The organism is Pseudactinotalea sp. HY160 (assembly GCF_009372055.1).
Lineage (GTDB): Bacteria > Actinomycetota > Actinomycetes > Actinomycetales > Beutenbergiaceae > HY158.
In genome coordinates this window covers 20,602-42,136 of the sequence record NZ_WHMT01000020.1, presented here as the reverse complement: position 1 = coordinate 42,136, position 21,535 = coordinate 20,602, and the positions used below count along the sequence as shown (strand labels likewise).

Below are 21,535 nucleotides of genomic sequence, written 5' to 3'. Positions count from 1 at the left end.
ACTCGGTCCGGTGGGCGTCGACGTATCCGCTCGCGGCGGTCGGCTAGTCGGTGGCGCGCTCGTCCACATCCTGACGTTCCGCGACGTGGTCGGCGTACTCGGGATGATGGCGCACGTAGGCGGCCACGTAGGAGCAGGCCGGCACGATCACCCCGCCGACGGCGACCGCCTGGTCGAGGGCGTACCGCACGAGCCGGCCCGCCAGGCCCTGCCCGCCGTGGGCCGGCTCGACGACCGTGTGGTCGAAGACCCAGCGGTCCGTGCCGGGATCGCGGTGGTAGGCCGCGACCCCGACGTCCTCGCCCTCGACGGCGACGACGAACCGCGACCGCTGCGGGTCGTGGCGCACGGTCACGCCGTCGCTCATCCCTGCGAGTCCTCGCTCGGCTGGTCCGTCGGCTGGTCGGTCGGCTGCTCGTCGCCCGCGGGCGGAGTCGTGCCGGTGAGCTCGGCCTCGGCGGCGAGCGCATCCTGCAGGGCCTGGTCCAGTGCCTCCTGAGCGGTGCCGTAGGCGGCCCAGTCCCCCGCGGACATCGCCGAGCTGGAATCCTCCATGGCCACCCGGGCGCGCTCGAGCGCGGCCGTGAGCCGGGCCTGGGCATCGAGGGTGCCGGTGTCGCCACCGGAGGACCCCTCGCCCGAACCCTCGCCGGTGCCCTCACCCGAGCCCTCGCCGTCCGGCTGGGCATCGGGGGTGGTCACGCCCGAGTCGCCGCCGAAGACCTGGTCGAGGGCCTCGTTCAGGGTCGAGGCGTACCCGATCGCGTCACCGAAGGAGACGAGCACCTTGCGCATGAGCGGGAACTGGGTCCCGCCCGAGGCCTGCACGTACACGGGCTGCACGTACAGCAGGCCGCCGCCCACAGGCAGGGTCAGGAGGTTGCCGTGGATGACCTCGGAACCTCCCCGGGCGAGGATGTTCAGCTCGTTCGCGGCCGGTGCGTAGGAGTCGAAGTTGTTCTGGACCTGCCCCGGACCGGCGACGGTCTGATCGCGTGGGAGCTCGAGCAGGCGCAGTTGCCCGTAGTCCTCGTCGATCTTGCCCGGCTCGGATCCGGGTTCGGCGTTCACCGCGAGGAACCCGCTGAGCACGTTCCGGTCCGAGGTGTCGAGGATGAACGAGCTCGTGAGCGAGAACTTCGCGCTGTCCTGGCTGGGCATCCGCAGCGAGAGGTAGTACGGGGGCTGCTTGACCTCCTGGGTGCCGCTGGCGACCGGGTCGTTCGGCACCCGCCAGAAGTCGCCTCCGGAGTAGAAGGAGCTCGCGTCCGTCACGTGGTAGCGGGTGAGGAGCTCGCGCTGCACCTTGAACATGTCCAGCGGGTAGCGCAGGTGACTCATGAGGCTCCCGGAGATCTCCGAGATGGGCTCGAGCGAGTTCGGGAAGATCTCGTTCCACGTCTGCAGCACCGGGTCCTCGGTGTCCCAGGCGTACAGGGTGACCGACCCGTCGAAGGCGTTGACCACGGCCTTGACCGAGTTGCGGATGTAGTTGACCTCGTTCGGCTGGGTCGCCTCGACGACCCCCATCCCGGGCCGGCCGTCGGCGGTGAGGGAGTCGGTCACGGCCGAGGAGAGCTGCTGCCGGGCCGAGTACGGGTACTCGTTCGAGGTGGTGTAGCCGTCGACGACCCAGACGACCTGGTCGATCTCGCCCTCGTCGCCCGCGACGACCGCCGGGTACACCTTCCCGTCGAGGGTGAGGTAGGGCGCGACCGCCGCGACCCGCGCGACCGGGTCACGCTCGTAGAGGATCTGGGACTCGGGGGTCACGCGGTCGGAGAACAGGATCTCCGGCGAGCCCATCCGCGCCGCGAACAGCGCCTGATTCCAGATGTTGCCCACCGACGGTCCGCCGTCCCCAGTGTAGGTGCTGAGCACCTGACCGTTCGGGGCGTCGTCGTCCGGGTAGTCGAGCTCCCACGGGTCCGTGCCCTCGGGCGCGCCGACGATCGAGTACTCGGGCGCCTCCGGGGAGAAGTAGATGCGGGGCTGGTACTTGGGCAGGTCGCCCTTCGAGGGGATGCCCCCCTCGAAGAACTTCGGGGAACCGTCGTCGGTCACCGTGTTGCCGTAGGCGGCGACGACGCCGAAGCCGTGGGTGAACACGGTGTGGTCGTTCACCCAGCTGCGCTCGCTGCCGGAGGAGAGGTCGAGCTCGCGCACGGCGATGACCGTGTCGGTCTTGCCCTGAGTCTCCCCGTTCAGGTCGTAGCGGTCGACGGCCAGCTCCTCGGGGAACTGGTAGTACTGCTTGTTCTGCTGCAGCTGCCGGAACGTCGCGGACACGATGGTCGGGTCGAGGAGGCGGATCGAGGCGGTCGACTCGGCGTCCTCGCGCAGCTGCCCCTTCTCGGTCTCCGTGCTCGCCGCATAGGGCTGGGTGTCCAGGTCGTCGAGTCCGTAGGCGTCCCTCGTGGCGTCGATGTTGCGCTGGATGAACTCGCTCTCGAGCACCTGCGCGTTCGGGTCCACCCGCACGCTCTGGATCACGGCCGGGTAGATTCCGCCGACGACGACCGCCGAGGCGACCATGAGCGCCACGCCGATCGCCGGCAGCTTCCAGCTGCCGCGGGCGCTCGTGTAGAAGAACAGCACCGCCACGAGCACGCCGACGACGGCGAGGATCGCCTTCGCGGGCAGCACGGCGTTGACGTCGGTGAACGAGGCGCCGTCGAAGCGGTCGCCCTGCTTGGCGAGCAGCGAATACCGGTCGAGCCAGTAGTTCACGGCGATGAGGAGCGTGAACACCCCGGCGAGGACCGCGACGTGGATCCGCGCGGCCCGCGAGATCCGCTCGCCCCGGTTGCCGCTCACCTGCAGGCCCCCGTAGAGGTAGTGGGTGAACACGGCGACGAGCGCACAGAAGAACGTGATCGTCATGAGGAAGGTGATGGCCATCCGCACGGCGGGCAGCGTGAACAGGAAGAACGACAGGTCGATCCCGAACTGGGGATCCTTCTCACCGAAGGGCTGGCCGTTGAGCGCCACGAGCACGGTCTTCCACTGGCCGCTGATCGCGGATCCGGCGAACAGGCCCGCCACGATCGGCGCCGCCACGAACACGAGCCGGCGCACCGGATCGAACGCCTCCCGGTACCGGTCCAGGTCGTTCTGCTGCGTGGTCACCGGCACGTACATCGGCCGGTTCTTGTAGGCCAGGTGCAGGTTGAGCCAGATGAGCGCGCCGCCGATCCCGCCGGCCACGAGGAACAGCAGGCTCCGGGTGATCCACTCCGTGCGCAGCACCTCGGTGAAGCCGAGCTGACCGAACCACAGCCATTCGGTCCAGAAGCGCGCGAGCACGAAGAACACGATCACGAGCCCGACGATGATCCCGATCGTCGGCAGCAGCGGGCCGCGAGGGCGGGTTCGGGCGGGGGCGGGGTGGGGAGCGTTACTCACGGACGGGGCACCTCAAGACCTCGGGAAGGGACGCGGGGGAACACGGCTGGGCGGGACGTCTTCCAGGTCGCAGTTTCGCACAGTTATCTGAACCTGGTTCCATGGAGCCATGACTACCAGTCCCGAACACCCCGCCGACGCCTCGACCGAGCACGCCGAGGCCACCGACGAGAACGGACGGCGACGCGCACTGGCGAGCGCCGTCGTCGACCTGGAGCGCCACGCGGCCGCCGCCGGCTGGGACGGGCCGGTCACGGTGTGCGCCCTCGTCAACACCGCGGCGGCGCTGGCCCAGAACCCCGGACTCGCCGACGAGATCCCGCCCGAGGCGCTCACCGCGGCCGGGCTGGACGGCCACCACCTGCTCACGATCGAGCAGGACGGCCTGCCCGAGGCCGCCAACCTCGAGGAACTGCTCGCCCAGCTCGCCTGGCCGGACTCCGTCGACGGTGCGGCCGTCGTCGTCGAGCGGATCGTCGTTCCGCCGGAGGCGGAGGCGGATCTGCCCGCGGACCCCTCCCAGCAGCTCGAGACCCTCCTGGCCCATCCCGGCCGCGAGGACGTGCGGATCGCGGTCGGGGTGCTCCGCAGCGGGGAGACGTGGTGCGCGCTGCGCTCACGCGCGCACGACGCCGACGACCAGGTGGCCGGCTCCCCCGACGCCGTACCCGGGCTCGTGGCGGCCCTGACCGCGACGCTCGCGTAGCGGAACTGCCGGAACCACGGGGACTAGCGGGAGCAGCCCGGCAGTTCCCGCCCGTCGCCCGCGGCGATCGCCTCGACGGCGTCACGCGCCTCGGCGGCCGTGCTCACGGCGGCGACGTGCAGGCCGTCCGGGACGTTCCCCACGACCTCGGCGCAGTTCGCCACCGGCGCCAGGAAGAATTCGGCGCCGTCCCGGTGCGCACCCCACAGCTTCTGCACGATGCCACCGATGGGGCCGACCCGCCCGGTGAGGGAGATCGTGCCCGTTCCGGCCACGACGTGCCCACCGGTCAGGTCCCCGGGCGTGAGTCGATCGATGATGCCGAGCGTGAACATGGTGCCGGCCGAGGGGCCGCCGACGTCCTCCACGTCGACCGTCACCTGCACGGGCAGATCGAACTCCGGCTGGAGATAGACCCCGAGTGTGCTGCCGCCGTAGCCGTCGTCTCCGGTCATGACGACCAGGTCCGTGGCCACCCCGTCGCGCTCGACGGTCAGCGTGACCGGGGTGCCGGGAGGTGTGGCCGCGAGCGTGTCGGCGAGGTCCGCATACGTGTCGATCGCGGTCGTCGACTGTCCCCGGGGGGTGATCGCCGTGAGCACGTCGCCCTGCTCGACGATGCCCTGGGCACCGGTTCCGTGCACGGCGCCGGTCACCGTGAGCACGGCCGGCACGTCGTAGCCGAGCGCGGTCAGGGCGACGACGGTCGCGTCCTCCTGCGACCGGCGCATCTGGGCCTGCCCCTGCTCGGCGACCTCCTCCCGCGTCTGCTCCGGGGAGTAGACGGCCTCGCGCGGCAGCACGGTCGAGTGCCCGGAGATCCAGCCCCGCAGCACCCCGGCCGGCAGCACGGGGTAGCCGGGCCCGCCGAGCGCCACGACCGTCGTCAACCGCAGCTGGCTGTCCGGGTCCTCGACCGGATACGTCGGCGCCCCCTCGATGGTGATGAGCTGGACATCGCGGTACTCGCCGAGGGTGTCGATCGTGGGGCCGGGGGATTCGACGGCGTAGGGCGCCGCCGAGAAGAGCATGGCGCCGAGGCCGATGAGGAACACCGCACCGCTCGCGACGGTCGTGACTGCACGCGGCGTGATCCCCTCACGCCACCCCCGGGTCTGCATCGGGTGCTGCTCCTCCTGTTGCTGCGCCATGAGCGAAACGGCCTGGGTGCACCCTACTCTGCCGTGCCGGCGCACCGTACGGTGTGACCATGAGCCAGGAACCCCAGCCGCACGATCAGCCTCGCGACCAGTGGCGCAAGATGCTCGAATCCATGCTGGGGCCCGAGGGCGCGCAGGAGGCGCTCGAGGCGCTCGAGGCCAGCGGGGTGGACCTGGAACAGCTCGCGGCCTCCGGCGTCCTCGACAACCCGGCCCAGGTGCAGGCCGCGATCGCCCAGATGCAGCAGGTGCTCAGCGCCGACGACGGCGGCCGCACCCGGTGGCGCTTCGCCCACGATGTCGCCCGGCAGGTCGCCCACACCGGCGGCGACCCGATGGTCACGGCCGCGGAGGCCGCCAAGGCGCGCTCGATCATGTCGACGGCGGATCTGTGGCTCGACGTGGCCACCGAGTTGCCCCCGGCGCCGGGTGCGGTCCGGGCGGTCTCGCGGGCGGAGTGGGTCGAGGCCGCGCTGCCGGCCCTGCGCACCGTGGCCGAGCCCGTGGGCACGAGCGTGGCGGCCGCGCTGTCCACCACCCTCGCCCAGCAGTTCGGCGACGAGATCGCCCCGCCGACCGCGCTGCCGATGGGCGGCATGGACCTGCCGGCGATGATGACCGGGCTGGGCGAGCTGAGCTTCGCGATGCAGGTCGGCCAGGCCGCCGGCACGCTGGCCCGGGAGGTCTTCGGCGCCACCGACACGGGCCTTCCGCTCGCGGACGAGGGTCGCCTGTTCGTGCCGGCCAACGTCGCCGAATTCGCCCACGGGCTCGACGCCCCCGAGGACGAGGTCTGGCACTTCCTCGCCGTCCGGGAGACGGCCCACGCCCGCCTCTTCGCCCATGTGCCGTGGCTGCGTTCGCACCTGTACGGGGCGGTCGAGGCGTACGCCCGCGGCATCGAGATCGACCTCGGCCAGCTCGAGGAGAGCCTGCGCGACATCGATCCCACGAATGTCGATCAGCTCCGTGACGCGCTCTCCGGGGGGATCTTCGCCCAGCACCGCACCGAGGCGCAGTCCCGGGCGCTCGAGCGCCTCGAGACCGCGCTCGCGCTCGTCGAGGGTTGGGTGGAGGAGGTCACCGCCCAGGCCGTCGCCCCGCACCTGCCGCACGCCGTGCCGCTGCGGGAGATGCTGCGGCGCCGCCGCGCCGCCGGCGGGCCCGCCGAGGACACGTTCCGCACCCTCGTCGGCCTCGAGCTGCGGCCGCGGCGGGCGCGGGAGGCCGCGCGGCTGTGGCAGCTGCTCGCCGCCGACCGCGGCGTCGAGGCACGCGACGAGGCCTGGTCGCAGCTCGACCTCATGCCCACCGCCGCGGACCTGGACGATCCGGCGGCCTTCGTCCGGGGCGGCGCCGCGAGCGAGGTGAGCGGCGACCTCGAGACCGAGCTCGCGAAGATCCTCGGCCGGGATCCGAAGGCCGGCGACTCCCCGGACACTCCCGACACGCCGGACACTCCCGACACCCCGGACTCGGCCGAGTCCGGCGACCCGGGGCCGCAGGCGCCCTGAGCCGGCCCCTCTGGTCGACCGCCAATCGACCGCTAATCGACGTGGTCGGTCGGCTCCCCGTCGCCGTCGCCGCGGCTCTGGCTGTGCGACACCCCCTCGAGGAAGCCGCGGGCGCGCTCGGTGCGCGGGTATTCGTCGACGATCCGCCAGAACCGCTCGGAGTGGTCGGAGACCACGAGGTGGGCGAGTTCGTGTACGAGCACGTAGTCGAGCACCCAGGCGGGCATGCCCTGGACCCGGCGGGAGATCCGGATCACCCCGGTCAGTGGCGTGCACGACCCCCAGCGGGTGTTCTGGTTGTCCACCCACGTGACCGCGGCCGGCACCACCCCCTCGGGCAGGTACTCCTCGGCGAGTTCCAGCGCCCGGGCCAGGAGTCGGTCGGCGGAGACGCGCCGACGGGCCTCGCCGCGCCGAACGCGCTCGGCCATGCGCTCGATCCACTGGTCCTCCTCCCGCCGGGTGAAGCGGGCCGGGATCGCCACGACGAGCACGCCGGACTCCCGGAAGGCCGAGACGGTGCGCCGCCGGCGCGCGCTGCGGCGCACCTCCACCGGCCCGATCCCATCGAGCTCCCTGATCGTCGACGTGCGCCCGTCCATGTCAATACTGTGGCAGGTCTCACCCGCGGTCGCGACTTGTCCACAGGTTCGCCCATCCCGTGGTCGGCCCCGCCCCGACGATGCACAGTGGAGGCCGGACCTTCGAGGAGGGGGCGACGATGCGATGGCGACCGGGTCTCACGGTGTACTGGCGGGCGCCGGGCGAGTCCCAGGTGGGGATCGAGGGCGCCCACATCCTGACGGGCCTGAGCCCCGGTGAGCAGGAGCTCCTCGACCTCCTCGCCGCGGGCGCGACCGAGCCGCTCGAGGTCGTCGCCGCCCGCCGCGGGTGGACGGGCCGCCAGGTCGCCGCACTCGTGACCCGGCTGCCGTCCTGGGCGCTGATCGAGGACGGCGCCCCCGTGGTCGCCTCTCCCCCGGCCGCGGCCTGGTCGCGCTGGGAGGCCGCGGGCGTCGAGCGCCCGCGTGACCGTGCCGGCGTGTGCCTGCAGGTCGACGGCCTCGACGCCCTCGGACTGAGGATCGCCTGCCTGCTCGCCGAGGGCGGGATCGGGCGGCTGGTGCTCGCGGACGAGGAGCCGGTGCGGCCGAGCGACGTGCGGCCCGGCGGGTATCGCGGCAGCGAGGTGGGCGGGCCGCGCGCGCCGGCGGCCCTCGCGCTGCTGCGGCGGCTCTTCCCCCACCTCCCGCTCGCGTCGGCGGACGCCGCGGGCACGCCCTGCGGCGACGAGGGGGCCGCGGACCTCGTCGTGATGATCGACCACGGCGTGAGCGATCCGCTGCGGTACCGGCGGTACCTGCACACGGACCTGCCGCACCTGGCGGTGGTCGTGCGGGAGCTGGACGTGTGCGTGGGGCCGCTCGTGCGTCCGGGACACGGCCCCTGCCTGCGATGCATCGAGCTCACCCGCACCGATGCCGACGATCGATGGCCGGTGCTGGCCACGCAGCTGCGCGGGAGCGGCTCGCCGGTGCCGCTGGAGTCGGCCTCGGCCGCGCTCGCAGCGGCGCTGGCCGCGCATCAGGCGCTCGCCTTCGCGGACGCCCGCCCGGTGGCGCTCGCCGCTACGTCGTACCTGGTCGATGCGATCCATCCGGTTCCCCGGTTCCGGACCTGGCCGGTCCACCCGGCCTGCGGCTGTGCCCCGGAGTCGCTCGACTCCGGGGCACAGCGGGCCGGTCACCGAGGAGGCTGAGGAGATCGAGGACCGGTATAGCAGCCCGAGATCATCGCGGCCTCCCACGCGGCCCCGCCGAACGCCTGCGGGATCGTGTGATGGGCCAGGTGCTGCTCGGTGAGCGGATCGAATCGGCCGGGGTGACGCCGGCGGCGCCAGTTCACGGGCTTCATGCCGCCTCCGTATCGGTCGGTGTCGGGTTCTTGCGTGGCCGGCCCCGTCCGCGCTTTCGGGCGACGACACGCCCGTCGACGAACGCCTCGCCGCCCCAGACGCCCCACGGTTCCGCGCGGGAGATCGCACCGTCGAGGCATTCGGAGCGGATGGGGCAGGCCGCGCACAGCGCCTTGGCGGCTTCGACGTCGGCGGTCCGCTCGGCGAACCACAGGTCGATGTCCGCCGCGCGTTGGCAGGGCAGATCGAATGCCTCGGAGGCCGGGACCTCCGGCAGCGACATGCCGGGTCGGCCGGGTCGCTCCGGTCGGGTGAATCGGGTGGGTTGGATGTCCTGATCGGACAGTGTCATGGACGAAGACACGGGAATGCTCCTGCAGCACTCGTGATGGTCAGCCGGTCGGTCGGCCGTCGCACTCCGTGGTGGAGGTGCGGGCCGGACGAGGCGCCGCCTCCACCACAGCGGTGGTCAGCGGAGTCTCAACGCGTGGCGGCGATGCCTGCGGCGCGGCACCCGATCGAGAGGGGCAGCCGCAGCCGGAGATCGCTCGACGTGGCTCGAATCTTCATCTGGGGCTCACCTCCTTCATGATCGGGACCGGATGGTTGGCTAGACCGTGGTCCATTGCTGTCAGGGACGTGCGTCACCCTACGGACCCGACGCGGACCTGTCGAGTTGTTTTCCGATCGTTTCTCGAATCGGTCCGACGTGCCTCAGCCGCGCAGGGGGTCCTCACCGCGGACGACCGCGAGGATCTGGGGACCGTAGGCGTCCAGTTTCGTGGGGCCGATGCCGCGCAGGATCGCGAGCTGGCGCAGCTCCTTGGGCTGGGCGGAGGCGATGGCGGCCAGGGTGGTGTCGTGCAGCACCGTGAACGCGGGCTTGTCGAGCCGGCTCGCCACCGACACCCGCCATTCGCGCAGCCGCGCCAACAGCTCCTCGTCGATGTCCTCGTCCTGCTCGATCTCGCGGCGACGCCGCGTGGTCGCCCGGGCCCGGCGCTGCTCGGCGGGCCAGATTCCGTCGAGGAACCTCGAGCGCTTGCGGGTGCCCCGGCCGCCGTTCGAGCGGGACCGCGAGTAGGAGAACTCCAGGTGCTCGCGGGCACGGGTGACGCCCACGTACAACAGCCGCCGCTCCTCCTCGATCGCGGCGGGCGTGTCCGCGAACGAGATCGGCAGCAGCCCGTCGGTCACGCCGACGAGGAACACGGCGTCCCACTCCAGCCCCTTCGAGGCGTGCAGCGAGGCGAGGGTGACACCCTGCACGGTCGGCGCGTGCTGGGCGTTCGCCCGTTCGAGCAGCTCGTCGACGTATCCGGCCATGTCGACGCCCCGAGCCTGGAACAGGTCGTCTGCGAGGGTGGCCAGGGCGTTGAGGGATTCCCACCGGTCACGCAGCGAGCCGCGGTTCGGCGGCGGTTCGGGCGTCCAGCCGGCGCCGGTGAGAACGTCTCGCACGTGCTGCGGCAGGGACAGCTCCGTGGTGGCCCGCACGGCCCCGCGCAGCAGCACGATCGCCTCGGTCACCTCCCGGCGGGAGAAGAACCGCTGCCCGCCGTGCACCTGGTAGCCGATCCCCGCCTCGCTCAGCGCCTGCTCGATCCCCTCGGACTGGCCGTTCGTTCGATAGAGCACGGCGATCTCGGCCAACGGCACACCGGCGGCTCGGAGCCGCCCGATCCGGGACGCGACGCCGCGGGCCTCGGCGGCGTCGTCGTCGTAGGAGGTGTAGGCGGCCGGCGGGCCCGGCTCGCGCTGGGCCACGAGTTCGACGGCGCCCGCGGCACGGTGGTGGCCCGCCGCGGCGAGCACCTGGTTCGCCACGCCGACGACCTGCGGGGTGGAGCGGTAGTCGCGCACGAGCCGGACGACGTGCGCGTCCGGGTAGGTGCGAGTGAACTCGGTCAGATACCGCGGGGAGGCGCCCGTGAAGGAGTAGATGGTCTGGGAGACGTCCCCGACCACGCAGACCTCCTCGCGGCCGCCGAGCCACAGGCCGAGGAGCTGGTGCTGCAGCGGGGAGACGTCCTGGTACTCGTCGACGACGAAATGGCGATACTGGCTGCGGACCTGCGCGGCGACGTCCTCGTGCTCGGCCAGGATGCCGACCGTGAGCAGCAGCACGTCCTCGAAGTCGATCACGTTGCGTTCGGTCTTCACGTCCTCGTAGACCGAGAGCAGTCGGGCGATGGTCGTGGGGTCGAAGCCGGCCACGCCGCCGCGGCCGGAGCGCGTGGCCGCGGCCGCGTAGTCGTCCGGGCCGAGCATCGAGACCTTGGCCCATTCGATCTCACCGGCGAGGTCGCGGATGGTCAGCCGGTCGACCTTCATCCCCAGGCGCCCGCCGGCCTCGGAGATCAGGGTGGCCTTGTGCTCGACCAGCCGCGGAAGCGGGCCGCCGACGACCTTGGGCCAGAAATAGGACAGTTGCCGCAGCGCCGCCGCGTGGAACGTGCGGGCCTGCACCCCGGGGACGCCGAGCCCCCGCAGCCGCGAGCGCAGCTCGGCCGCCGCCCGGGCGGTGAAAGTGACCGCGAGCACCTGGTTGGGCCGGTATCTGCCGGCCGCGACGCCGTGGGCGATCCGGTAGGTGATCGCCCGGGTCTTGCCCGTGCCGGCGCCCGCGAGCACACACAGGGGGCCGGTGAGCTGGGAGGCGACGGCACGCTGATCGGCATCCAGGGCGGCGAGGAGTTCGTCGGCGGACGGGGGCGAGGGGGGAGGAACAGACATCGAGGCGATTGTCTCAGGGGCGGCCGACATCGCCCTCGGCCGGCGACCGGACGACCGGAAGATCGTCGCCGAACCAGTCCCGGATGAGGGAGTGGGCGATCGAGGTGGCGGTCGGGAGGGTCAGCTCGCCCCGGTGGACGCGGTCCCGAAGGCCGCCCCGGTCGACGAACTCGGCGGCGGTGAGTTCCCGACCGTCGGGCACCGGTTCGGTGGTCAGGGCACGGCCGCGGAAACCGACCATGAGCGAGGCCGGGAAGGGCCACGGCTGCGACCCCTCGTAGGCCACGTCGCCGACGACGACCGCGGTCTCCTCGAGCACCTCCCGGCGCACGGCGGCCTCGAGGGACTCCCCGGGTTCGACGTAGCCCGCGGGCACCGAGTATCGGGTCGCGGGCCAGAGGGCGTTGTGGGCGAGCAGGAGTCGGTCCGCGTCGTCGACGATCGTCATGATGACCGCCGGGTCGGTGCGCGGGTAGTGCTCGGATCCGTCCTCCGGGCAGCGCTGCACCCATCCCCCTGGGTCGAGGTGGTGCGGGCACCGCACCGGGGGCAGCGGGTGTGGGTCAGGTGCCAGTTGTGCAGCGCGATCGCGGCGGTCGCGGCGCCGGCGTCGCGCGCCGACAGGAGGGAGCCGACGTCGCGCAGGGAGAGCCATCGTCCCGCCCGGGCGACGGCTTGGTCACCGTCGTCATCGTCGTCATCACGGGTGCCAACCGATCCACCGGAGGAGGCGACCTCGGCCACGAGGGGGCCGTCGCCGTCCTGGCCGAGGTAGTACCGGATTCCCGGCGCCGGCGCCCGCTCCCCCGCGCCGACGGCGGTGAACACGAGCCGGTCCGCCGCGGGGTCGACGAGCACGCGGCCCGAGTCCACGTGCAGGATCCGCCCACGCGGATCCGCGAGGGCGGCGCGGAGCGCGCGCGGGTCGGCGCGGGTCGTGGTGTCGCGATCGAGGGTCGTTCGGGAGAGCGGGAGGTCATCGGTGCGCACTCCCCTACCGTAGCCACGGCCGTGACCGGGGCGGGCAGATCCTCGACGCGCCCGCGCCATGATGGCACCTTCGGTGCGGGTGTCCTACCGTGTGTCCGTGCCCTCCATGCCGCGTTCCCCGCTCGCCCTGGCAGCCCTGGCCACCGTGGCCGTGCCCGGATTGCGGCCGGTCGCGGCGCGCGCACCGCACACGGCCGGAGCGGACTTCGACGTCGCCGGCGTGCTCGATGCCGACGGCGGCCGGTGGATCGTCCGGGCACCGCGCAGCGACGCCGCGGGTGCGGCGATGGAGGGTGAGGTCGCCCTTCTCGCGGCCCTCGCCGCGGCTCGGGACGACGGGCGGCTGGCCGTCGACGTGCCGCGCCCGAGCGGCTTCGCGCCCCTGCCCGAGCACGGGCGCGCGATGGTCTATCCCGAGATCCTCGGCGACGAGCTCCGGGTCGACCGGCTCGGGGCGGGGCCGGGGATGTCCGCCCAGGTGGCCCGCGCGATCGCCTCCCTGCACGAACTCCCGGTGGCCCTCGTCGCGGATGCCGGCCTGCCCGCCTACACCGCCGAGGAGTACCGGCGCCGGCGGCTCTCCGAGCTCGACGAGGCGGCCGCGACCGGGCACATCCCGACGCGCCTGCTCGGCCGGTGGGAGAGCGCCCTCGAGGACGTGCGGCTCTGGCGCTTCAGTCCGACCCCGGTCCACGGCGACCTCGCGGCCGAGCACGTGCTCGTGCGGGAGGCGCGGGTCGTGGGCATCATCGACTGGTCCGATGCGCGGGTCGCCGATCCGGCCGACGACCTCGCCTGGCTCCTGGCCGCGGCCCCGGAGCAGGCGCTCGACTCGATCCTCGAGGCGTACGCGCTGGCCCGCACCGAGGGCGCCGACGAACAGCTCCTGCCCCGCGCTGTGCTCGCGAGCGAGCTGGCCCTCGTTCGCTGGCTCATGCACGGCGTGCGGGTCGGCGACGACGAGGTCGTGGCCGACGCCGTCGCGATGCTCGCCGATCTCGACGCCGCGACGGCCGGCGCCGCCCCGATCTCCGGCCTGAGCCGGCGACACGCCGACCCCGCGCAGCCCGTGCAGCCGGACGAGCAGCTCGGTGATCCGGATGTGGCCGCCGAGCCGGCGGCGGTGCCCGGGCCGAAGACTGCGTCCGAACCGGAGGCGCTCACCGCGGAGATTCCGGTGCGCGCGGGGGACGACACCCCGACGACCGAGTTCGAGTTGCCCCCCGCCTCGGCGGACGAGCCCGAACCGGAGCCCCCGGCCGGGCCTCAGTCCCCGGCCTGAACCGGCTCACCGAGCCGGGCGAGGACCTCGAGGATCGCGTCCTCCCCGAGGTCGGAGCCGGCCACCGTGCGGTTCGCCGCCACGTAGTGGTAGGAGGCGCGCACCCGGTCCAGGGGCAGGTCGTGGGCGCGTGCCCACGCGAGTCGGTACAGCGCCAGCTGCAGGTCGCGTGCCTCCTGCTCCTCGGCCGTGCGGGCCGGCGCGCCCGTCTTCCAGTCGACGATGTGGTCGGCGCCGTCCTCGTCGCGGAACACCGCATCGATCCGGCACCGGATGATCCGGCCCCCGATCGGCGTGTGCAGGTCGGCCTCGACCCGGATCGGGCTGCGCGCGGCCCAGGCGGAGGCGTGGAAGGCCGTGATGAGCTCCTCGACATCGGACTCGCCCGCGGTCTCGTCGTCCGCCCCGGGCAGCACCTCCCAGTCGAGCAGGGTCGAGGCACCGAAATAGCGCTCGACCCACGCGTGGAAGGTCGTGCCCCGGCGGGCGTGGGTGCTCGGCTCCATCGGCACGGGCCGGCGCCGATTCCGCTCGAACGTCTCGGCGTCCTGGGCGAGGCGCACCACGGCCGAGGCGCTCAGGTGGCCGGCGCCGGTCGCGGCCGGCGGTGCGGCGGCGTCCCGTTCGGCCAGCAGCAGCTCGGCCTCGTCGCGCCACGCGTCGATGAGCGGATCGGCCGCCGGCGCCTCGCCCGCGAGGAGCCGCTGCCAGTAGTCGCGGGACGGCCCCGGGCCGGGCCAGCGTGCCTCGGCCCCCGCGGACGTCGCAGGGTCGCCCTCGTGGACCGAGGCCACCGGCCACGGTCCCCCCGTGTCGGCGCCCGCACGCACCGCCTCCCCCAGGAACAGCGAGGGCGTGTTCGCCTCCTTGCGCCCGCTCCAGAAGGAGCCGGTGAGCAGCAGGTGATCGCGGGCCCGGGTGAGCGCGACGTATGCCAGTCGGCGGTCCTCACGCACGAGGCGGTCCCCCTCGGCATGGAGGAAGTCCGCCCAGACCCCGGCCAGCTCGCCGTGGGTGAGCGCCTGTTCGTGGTCGAACGCGGGCAGGTGGTCGACGTCGCCGCGCAGTTCGTACGGCAGCAGCGAGGCGTGGGTCAGCCAGCCCTTCGAGAGCCGGTCGCCCTGCCGGTTCGGTGCGGTCTTGGGGAAGTCGCCCTCGTTGAGCCCGGCCACGACGACCGCATCCCATTCGAGCCCCTTGGAGGCGTGGATCGTCATCACCTGAACGGCCCTCGGGTCGGGTTCGATCTCGGCGGTCGCAAGCCCCTTCTCCTCCTCGTACGCGACGTCGAGCCACGCGAGGAAGGCCGCCAGCGTGCTGCCGCCGCCCACGTGCATGGAGGCTCCGGCGAACCGCTGGAAGTCCGCGGCGACGGCGACGAACTCGTCGAGGTGGGTCCGCGGGTTCCGCGTGCCGGCGGCGGCGTGGGCGAGCACCTCGATGTCCAGGCCCAGAAGCCGTTCGGTCGCGAGCACCAGTTCCGGCAGTGGGAGCTGGGCCAGCGAGCGGATCGCCCGGAGCACACCGGCGAGGTCGCCCAGCCGATCACGGGCGGGGTCGGAGAGGTCGTGCCCCGCCGGAGAGACCCATCCGGGTGGGGGCGGGTGCTCGATCGCCTCGACGATGCTCGCCTGCTCGGCCTCCTCCCGGTCGGTGTGCTCGCGCGCTCGATCGACCTGCCTGCGCGACCAGTGCGACAGCGCCATGAGGTCACGCGCGCCGATCCCGACGCCGGGCCCGGTGAGCAGCCGCATGAGCACGTCGCCGCGGCTGGGATCGTGGGCGACCTGCAGGGCCGCCCACAGGTCGTTCACCTCGGGGGTGTCGAGGAGCCCGCCGAGGCCGCCGACCTGGAACGGGATCCCGGCGGCGGCGAGGGTCCGGGTGATCTCCGGGAAGAAGGCGCGCTTGCGGCACAGGATGGCCGCGGTCGGCGGGGCCGAGCCGCCGGCTCGCCCCCACCCGAGGCCGGTGAGGAAGCGGGTGATCGTCTCGGCCTCGTCGGCGGCCGTCTCGGGGTAGCGGGCGTGGACCTCCCCGGCGGGGGCGTCCGGCCGGGGCCGCAGCGCGGGCACGACGGCCGCGAGCTCGGGTGACGCCTCCTCGGAGCGCAGCGGCGCGGCCACCTTGTTCGCCACGGCGAGGACGGCCTCGGCGTTGCGCCACGCGGTGCTCAGGGTGGCGATGTCGGCGGCAGCCCCGTCCGCCCGGGGGAACGCGCGCGGGAAGTCGAGCAGCGTGCCCGCGGCCGCCCCCCGCCAACCGTAGATCGCCTGGTTCGGGTCGCCGACGGCGGTCACGGGATGACCGCGGCCGGTCTCGACCTCCCCGGAGAACAGCGCCCGCAGGAGTTGCACCTGCGCGATCGAGGTGTCCTGGTACTCGTCGAGCAGCACGACCCGATAGTGGTCGCGTTCCGCCCGACCGACGGCCCCGACGCGCTGGGCGATGGTCGCCGCCGTGCGCACCTGGTCGCCGAAGTCCACGACGTTACGCTCGTGCTTGAGTCGCTGATACGCCTCGACCATGGCGAGGATCTCGATCCGTTCCCCGAGCGAGGCGATCAGGTGGCGGATCTCGGCGCGGGGAGCGCGCTGACGGCCGGCGGCCTCCTTACCCGACAGGTCGGTGGCGAGGGTGCGCAGATACGCCGTCGCCTCCCGGGTGGTGAGCCCGTGTTCGGCGAGTTCACCCGAGAGCGCCGTGACCGCGGCGACGAGGGTTCCCGGCGCGGCGCCGCTGCTCAGCGGCTCCGCCCAGGTCTGCACGACCTCGGCCGCGAGCTGAAAGGTGCCCGCCTCCCCGATGAGGGTGGTGTCGGGGTCGATCCCCGCCCGGAGCGCGTGATCGGTCACGATCCCGGCGGCGTAGGAGTTGTAGGTGGAGATGCGCGGCTGGTCGTCCAGGTCCAGCTCCGGGTCCAGGTCCCGCACGGAGCGCAGCCGCCGCCGCACCCGGTCGGCGAGTTCGGCCGCGGCCTTGCGGGTGAACGTGAGGCCGAGGATCTGCTCGGGCGCGACGAGTCCGTTGGCCACGAGGTAGACGACCCTCGAGGCCATGGTCGCGGTCTTGCCGGAGCCGGCTCCGGCGATGACCAGCTGCGGTTCGAGGGGAGCCTCGATCACCGCCTGCTGTTCGGGCGTGGGCGGGTGCTCCCCGAGCGCGACCGCCAGCTCGAACGCGTTCCAGCGCACCATCAGGCCTCCTCCGTCGTGCCGGGGCGGCCCAGCCGGGCGCCCGCGTCCTGCACGGGGCAGGAGCGGCGCACCGGGCACGACCGGCACGTGTCGTTCACGCGGGCCGTGAACTCGCCGCCCGCCATCGTCTCGGCCACGCCCTCGACCATCTCCCGCGCCCAGCCGGGGTCGACCGCATCGGCGAGCGGGCCCTGTTCGCGCACGGACGCGCTCTTGTGGGTGCTGCCCACGTAGACCAGGGAGGCGCCGGCGGCGGGCCGGTCCGCGTCGAAGGCGCCGGCGTCCACGGCGAGCTGGTATGCGCCGAGCTGGGGATGGTGGGGCACCTCGTCCGCCGGGACCACCACCTTGCCCGTCTTGAGATCGACGATGTGCGGGCCGTCCGCGCGGTGCTCGATCCGGTCGACCCGCCCCCGCAGCACCGTGGCGGGCTCCGTCGGCAGCCGCACCTCGAAGGCCCGCTCGGTCTCGACCTCGTATCCGTGCGAGGCGACGTACCCGGCGAGCTTGTGCATCATCACCTCGGCGCGGGCGCGCTCGCGGCGTGCGAGGGCCGTCTCGGGCAGTCCGAGCTCGGGCCATCGCCGCTCGAGTTCGGCGAGGAGCTCGGACTCCGCCGCGCGGGGCAGGTCGGCGGCGATGTCGTGCACGAGGTCGCCGACGTGCTGGGCGTTGCTGCTGCGCGCCTGCCCGCCCGCGGCGGTGAGGAACCACCGCAGCGGGCACGTCACCGCGGTCTCGATCGCCGACGGCGAGACCGTCACGTGCGCATCGGGCTCGCCCGTCACGACGAGCGGGAGGTCGCTGCTCCAGGGCACGAGGCCCGGCCAGCGGGCCGGATCGGCCTCGCGCACCTGTGCCCGGGCCAGGTCGCGCAGCAGTCCGCCCGCCGCCCGGGCCCGCGCGCTCGGCACCCCCGTGGTGGCCCCGACGGCGCCCTCGGCGGGGCGGGCGGCGGCCCGGAGCCGGCCCACGAGGCCGCGCAGATCGAGCGGCGGCTCGACCCGCGTGATCGGCGGGGCGTCGCCCGCCGGCAGGAGGGTGTCGAGGAAGCCGGAGGGGCGGGTGTCGGTGTCGAGCACGCAGGTGAGCAGGAGCCGGGAACGGGCACGCGAGCAGGCGCTGACGAACGTGCGCAGCTCGTCGTCGCGGACCTGCCTGCGGGCGAGGCGCCACCGGTCGACGTCGGCGGTGGCCGTCTCGGGTCCGTGCCGCTGCGAGGCGATATCAGCCAGGTGCGCGGCCCCGAGCACGGTGTCCCGGATGCGCAGGTCGGGCCAGACCTCGTCCTGGACGCCCGCGACGATCACGACCTCCCACTCCCCGCCGGCGGCCGAGGCGGCCGTGTGCACGGCGACGGTGCGGCCCTGGGTCGCGCGGGCCGCGAGCGTGTCCGCGGGGAAGTCCTGGCCGGCGAGGTGGTGCAGGAAGGCCGAGGGCCCGGCCCCGGCGGTGCGGTCGGTGAACTGCTCCGCCGCCGTGAACAGCGCGACCATCGCGTCGAGGTCGGCGTCGGCGCGGTCGGCCCCGGCCCCGCCGGCGAGCGCCCGCTCCTGCCACGTGTCGGCCAGGTCGAGGGCCTGCCACATGCGCCACAGCACCATCTCGGTGCCGAGCCCGCCGGCGTGGGCGGCCCGGCCCGCGGCGAGCATGGCGGCCATCGCCGCCGGGGCCGCGCGCACCGTGGGCGGCAGCCCGGCGAGCAGGTCCGGATCGGCGAGGGCGGCGGCGAGGAGGTCGGCCGAGTCGGTGGCGCCGGCCGCGCGCAGCTCCCGTCGCAGGCGGCGCAGCCCGACCGGGTCGACGCCCCCGATCACGGAGGTGAGCAGGCCGATCGCCTCGGGCCCGGTGAGACTCGGTTCCTCCCGGGTGACGACTTCGAGCGCCAGCAGGAACGGCAGCACCGCGGCCTCCTCCCGGAGCGGCCGGTCGGGCGCCTGGGTCTGCAGCGGGATCCCCGCCAGCCGCAGCTGCCGGCGCACGGGGACGAGCTGCTGATGGCCGCGCACGATGACGGCCAGCCGTGACCACGGCACGCCCTCGAGCAGGTGCGCCTCCCGCAGCCGGCGCGCGATATAGGCGTGCTCCTGCGCCGGGGATCCCAGCACGCGCAGCTCCACCGCACCGCCCGCTCGCTCGACGCCGGCTGTCGCCCCGGCCTCGGCGCCATCCGCGGCATCGCCGGTATCGCCAGTATCGGCGGTATCGGCGGTATCGGCGGTATCGGCGGCATCGCCGGGGGGCCCGACGGGAGGCCGGCGCCGAGCGGGCACGGCGATCGGGGGAAGCGGCAGGCTCAGCCGATGCACGAACCCGGCGAGTTCACCGCCGTGCCGGTGCCGGGTGGCGAGCAGGTGGGTGCGCGCCCCGAGGGCCCCCTCCCCCGAACCGACCGGCCGGGTGGCGGTGTGCACGAGGGCGGGCACGGCGCCGCGAAACGACTGCACGGCCACATCCGGTTCGGCGAAGGCGGCGACCCGCGCGCCGGTGCCGTCCAGCTCGCCCAGGAGCCGCGCGGTGGCCAGGGTGGCGTCCTGGTAGTCGTCGTGGACCACGAACTCGAGGTCGCCGAGGGGATCTCCGGCTCGGGCGAGGACCTGCACCGCCTGGTCGAGGATCGTGGACGCGTCGTAGCGGGCCCCCCGATCGGGGGTCAGCTCTCCGAGGACGGTCACGTCGGTGTACTCCGCGAGCACCCGCCCGGCCGCGACCCATTCGGGGCGGTCGTGCCGGTGGCCCCATTCCTGCAGGGACGGCCCGTCGAGCCCCGCCTCGGCGGCGCGCATGAGCAGGTCTCGCAGTTCGTCGCGGAAGGCCCGCAGCCGCTGCATCTGCGGGGTGATCGCATCGGGCCAGCCGACCCGCGCCCCCTCCCCCGACAGGTGCCCCTCGATCAGGTCGCCGAGGATCTGATCCTGATCGGGACCCGTGAGCAGGGTCGGCGCGGGCCGGCCCGCCCGCTGGGCGGCGAGCCGCAGGATCGTGAAGGCGAGCGACGCCGGCGTGCGCACGAGGGTGCGCGAGGTCGTGCGGCCCAGCCGGGCGGAGACCTCCTCGCCGATGAGGGCGGCCGCCCGTCTCGAGGGCACGAGCAGCACGGCCCGGTCGGGGTCGTTCGCACGGCACCAGTCGAGGAACACCTCGACCGCCGTGGTCGTCTTCCCCGATCCGGGCGGGCCGAGCACCACGTGGTTCCCGCCCGCGAGCACCGCGTCGTGCACCTCCTGCTGGGCGGCGTCCAGCCGGAGGCCGGATCTCGGGGGGGCGAGCTGCGTGGTCATGTGGACATCACAGCAGACCCCGCCGACACGGGCTCGACGGCACGGCAGCACCGTCGCTATGGCTCACGGGCGGCTCACGGGCGGGGCCAGCCGTTCGGCTCGCAGCCTCCCAGGGTGATGGTCTGCTGCACCATGACCGGCGCGAGGACCCCGGCGGCGGGGCAGGTGCGGTGCTGGTGGCCGAGCAGGTGCCCGACCTCGTGGTTGACCAGGTACCGGCGGTACTCGGTGATCGAACCGCCACCGTCGGCGAAGGGCTCGGCCCCGTCGATCCACCGCTGCGCGTTGAGCGCGGCGTGCCCGTAGCGGCCGCACGAGTACAGGCTGTTCGTGGCGAGTGGGGCGCACAGGTCGTCGACGGTCCCCGGACTCGCCACGAGCACCCGCAGGTCGGGGTCCTCGCCGTCGGTGCGGGCGAAGCTGAGCGAGCCGTCCCCACCCCAGGAACGGTCGTCATTGAGCGTGTCCATGACGAAGTCGCCGAAGTCGGACAGGAGCATCGGCAGGCCCCACTCCATCTCGATGCGCACGGTGCGCACCTCCCGGTCCGGGTGCGGCGCGGGCTCACTGCCCGGAAGCACGACGAGCTCGCCGTCGAGCCGGTCCGGCACGTCGTGGGTGAGCACTCCCGCGAGCTCGTCCGGGGTCGGCGGCGGGGGCGTCGTCGGGCTTGGGGACGGCGTCCGCTCGCCCGCGCTCGCCCGTGCCGTGGGCGAGCGGGTCGGCTCGGGCGTACCGGTGGGCTCGGGCGTTCCGGTGGGCTCGGAGGTCGCCGTGGGCTCGGCCGCCGTGCCGGCAGTGTCGGACGTGCCGGCCGTGTCGGCAGTATCGGCAGTATCGCCCGTGTCGGTGTCGGAATCACGCCCGAACGCGAACCACGCGAGCACCACCGCGAGGACGACCGCGAGGGCGACCACGAGGATCGTGCGGGGGGTCCGTCGAGTCGGCATGACTTCCATCGTGCCATCAGTTCGGGGGCAGCACCGCCGCGGGCCTACGATGGGGACTCGTGCGCCGAGCGGCGCACGGATTCGAAGGAGCCGAGGCAGCCATTCCTGCCGGCCAGGAAGCGATGAAGGTGGAGAGCGTGCGGATCACTATCGGAGTGCAGAACGTCGCCCGGGAGCTCAACGTCGAACTCGACGACTCGACCGGCGGCGCCACCGACCCGGCGGCCGTCGCGGCGCAGGTGAGCGAGGCGGTCGCCACGGAGGACGGTGTGCTCGACCTCACCGACGCGAAGGGGAACCGCATCATCGTTCCGGCGCGCTCCCTCGCGTACGTGCACGTCGGGGTCGACGAGCAGCGGTTCATCGGCTTCAGCGCCTGAGGCCGTCCAGCCCGCATCC

Annotated in this window: 17 protein-coding genes; 5 read left to right on the top strand and 12 right to left on the bottom strand. The window is 73.6% G+C overall.

The window, feature by feature from the left end:
- Positions 1-43: 43 nt before the first annotated feature.
- The gene (locus tag GCG21_RS13960; RefSeq protein ID WP_152910285.1) at positions 44-367 is read right to left on the bottom strand and encodes a GNAT family N-acetyltransferase; all 324 of its coding nucleotides are present in this window, start codon (positions 365-367) and stop codon (positions 44-46) included.
- The gene (locus GCG21_RS13955; RefSeq protein WP_370517529.1) at positions 364-3,405 is read right to left on the bottom strand and encodes a UPF0182 family protein; all 3,042 of its coding nucleotides are present in this window, start codon (positions 3,403-3,405) and stop codon (positions 364-366) included. The genes GCG21_RS13960 and GCG21_RS13955 overlap by 4 nt, the downstream gene beginning before the upstream one ends.
- A 109-nt stretch (positions 3,406-3,514) precedes the next feature.
- Between GCG21_RS13955 and GCG21_RS13950 the strand changes: the two genes are divergently transcribed.
- On the top strand, positions 3,515-4,111 hold the full coding sequence (locus GCG21_RS13950) for a PPA1309 family protein (protein ID WP_227993861.1): 597 nt from the start codon (positions 3,515-3,517) through the stop codon (positions 4,109-4,111).
- 23 nt (positions 4,112-4,134) lie between these two features.
- On the opposite strand, the gene GCG21_RS13945 is transcribed toward GCG21_RS13950, so the two are convergent.
- On the bottom strand, positions 4,135-5,262 hold the full coding sequence (locus tag GCG21_RS13945; protein ID WP_152910284.1) for a PDZ domain-containing protein: 1,128 nt from the start codon (positions 5,260-5,262) through the stop codon (positions 4,135-4,137).
- 59 nt (positions 5,263-5,321) lie between these two features.
- Here GCG21_RS13945 and GCG21_RS13940 point away from each other — a divergent pair, with 59 nt between their 5' ends.
- Complete coding sequence (locus GCG21_RS13940; protein ID WP_152910283.1) at positions 5,322-6,785, top strand: zinc-dependent metalloprotease; 1,464 nt, start codon at positions 5,322-5,324, stop codon at positions 6,783-6,785.
- 32 nt (positions 6,786-6,817) lie between these two features.
- Here GCG21_RS13940 and GCG21_RS13935 read toward each other — a convergent pair whose 3' ends face one another.
- Positions 6,818-7,387, bottom strand: a complete 570-nt coding sequence (locus GCG21_RS13935) for a M48 family metallopeptidase (protein ID WP_152910282.1) — start codon at positions 7,385-7,387, stop codon at positions 6,818-6,820.
- Between the two features lie 119 nt (positions 7,388-7,506).
- On the opposite strand from GCG21_RS13935, the gene GCG21_RS13930 reads away from it, so the two are divergent.
- Positions 7,507-8,544, top strand: coding sequence for a ThiF family adenylyltransferase (locus tag GCG21_RS13930; RefSeq protein WP_194165113.1), 1,038 nt, complete (start codon positions 7,507-7,509; stop codon positions 8,542-8,544).
- Here the strand turns inward: GCG21_RS13930 and GCG21_RS16385 are convergent.
- The 5 genes from GCG21_RS16385 to GCG21_RS16805 all read right to left on the bottom strand — a co-directional run bounded on the left by GCG21_RS16385 (position 8,529) and on the right by GCG21_RS16805 (position 12,426).
- A complete protein-coding gene (locus GCG21_RS16385; protein WP_194165112.1) occupies positions 8,529-8,699 on the bottom strand; it encodes a hypothetical protein in 171 nt (56 codons plus the stop codon). The two genes, GCG21_RS13930 and GCG21_RS16385, sit on opposite strands and share 16 nt — an antisense overlap.
- Positions 8,696-9,052, bottom strand: coding sequence for a WhiB family transcriptional regulator (locus GCG21_RS13925; RefSeq protein ID WP_370517528.1), 357 nt, complete (start codon positions 9,050-9,052; stop codon positions 8,696-8,698). Before GCG21_RS13925 ends, GCG21_RS16385 begins: the two co-directional genes overlap by 4 nt.
- Before the next feature lie 362 nt (positions 9,053-9,414).
- Positions 9,415-11,436, bottom strand: coding sequence for an ATP-dependent helicase (locus tag GCG21_RS13920; RefSeq protein ID WP_194165111.1), 2,022 nt, complete (start codon positions 11,434-11,436; stop codon positions 9,415-9,417).
- A gap of 13 nt (positions 11,437-11,449) precedes the next feature.
- Positions 11,450-11,884: an NAD(+) diphosphatase gene (locus GCG21_RS16810; protein ID WP_227993855.1), complete on the bottom strand. Its 435-nt coding sequence runs from the start codon at positions 11,882-11,884 to the stop codon at positions 11,450-11,452.
- Positions 11,881-12,426: an NUDIX-like domain-containing protein gene (locus GCG21_RS16805; RefSeq protein ID WP_370517527.1), complete on the bottom strand. Its 546-nt coding sequence runs from the start codon at positions 12,424-12,426 to the stop codon at positions 11,881-11,883. Before GCG21_RS16805 ends, GCG21_RS16810 begins: the two co-directional genes overlap by 4 nt.
- Positions 12,427-12,532: 106 nt before the next feature.
- Here GCG21_RS16805 and GCG21_RS13910 point away from each other — a divergent pair, with 106 nt between their 5' ends.
- Positions 12,533-13,708: a phosphotransferase gene (locus GCG21_RS13910; RefSeq protein ID WP_152910297.1), complete on the top strand. Its 1,176-nt coding sequence runs from the start codon at positions 12,533-12,535 to the stop codon at positions 13,706-13,708.
- Here the strand turns inward: GCG21_RS13910 and GCG21_RS13905 are convergent.
- From GCG21_RS13905 to GCG21_RS13895, 3 genes are all read right to left on the bottom strand, one after another.
- A complete protein-coding gene (locus tag GCG21_RS13905; protein ID WP_152910279.1) occupies positions 13,693-16,905 on the bottom strand; it encodes an ATP-dependent DNA helicase in 3,213 nt (1,070 codons plus the stop codon). The genes GCG21_RS13910 and GCG21_RS13905 overlap by 16 nt on opposite strands.
- Positions 16,905-20,186: a UrvD/REP family ATP-dependent DNA helicase gene (locus GCG21_RS13900; protein WP_152910278.1), complete on the bottom strand. Its 3,282-nt coding sequence runs from the start codon at positions 20,184-20,186 to the stop codon at positions 16,905-16,907. The genes GCG21_RS13905 and GCG21_RS13900 overlap by 1 nt, the downstream gene beginning before the upstream one ends.
- Positions 20,187-20,260: 74 nt before the next feature.
- Entirely contained in the window at positions 20,261-21,136 is an 876-nt protein-coding gene (locus tag GCG21_RS13895) for a DUF3152 domain-containing protein (RefSeq protein WP_152910277.1), read from the bottom strand.
- Between the two features lie 137 nt (positions 21,137-21,273).
- On the opposite strand from GCG21_RS13895, the gene GCG21_RS13890 reads away from it, so the two are divergent.
- The gene (locus GCG21_RS13890) at positions 21,274-21,516 is read left to right on the top strand and encodes a DUF3107 domain-containing protein (protein ID WP_153878671.1); all 243 of its coding nucleotides are present in this window, start codon (positions 21,274-21,276) and stop codon (positions 21,514-21,516) included.
- Positions 21,517-21,535 lie beyond the last annotated feature (19 nt).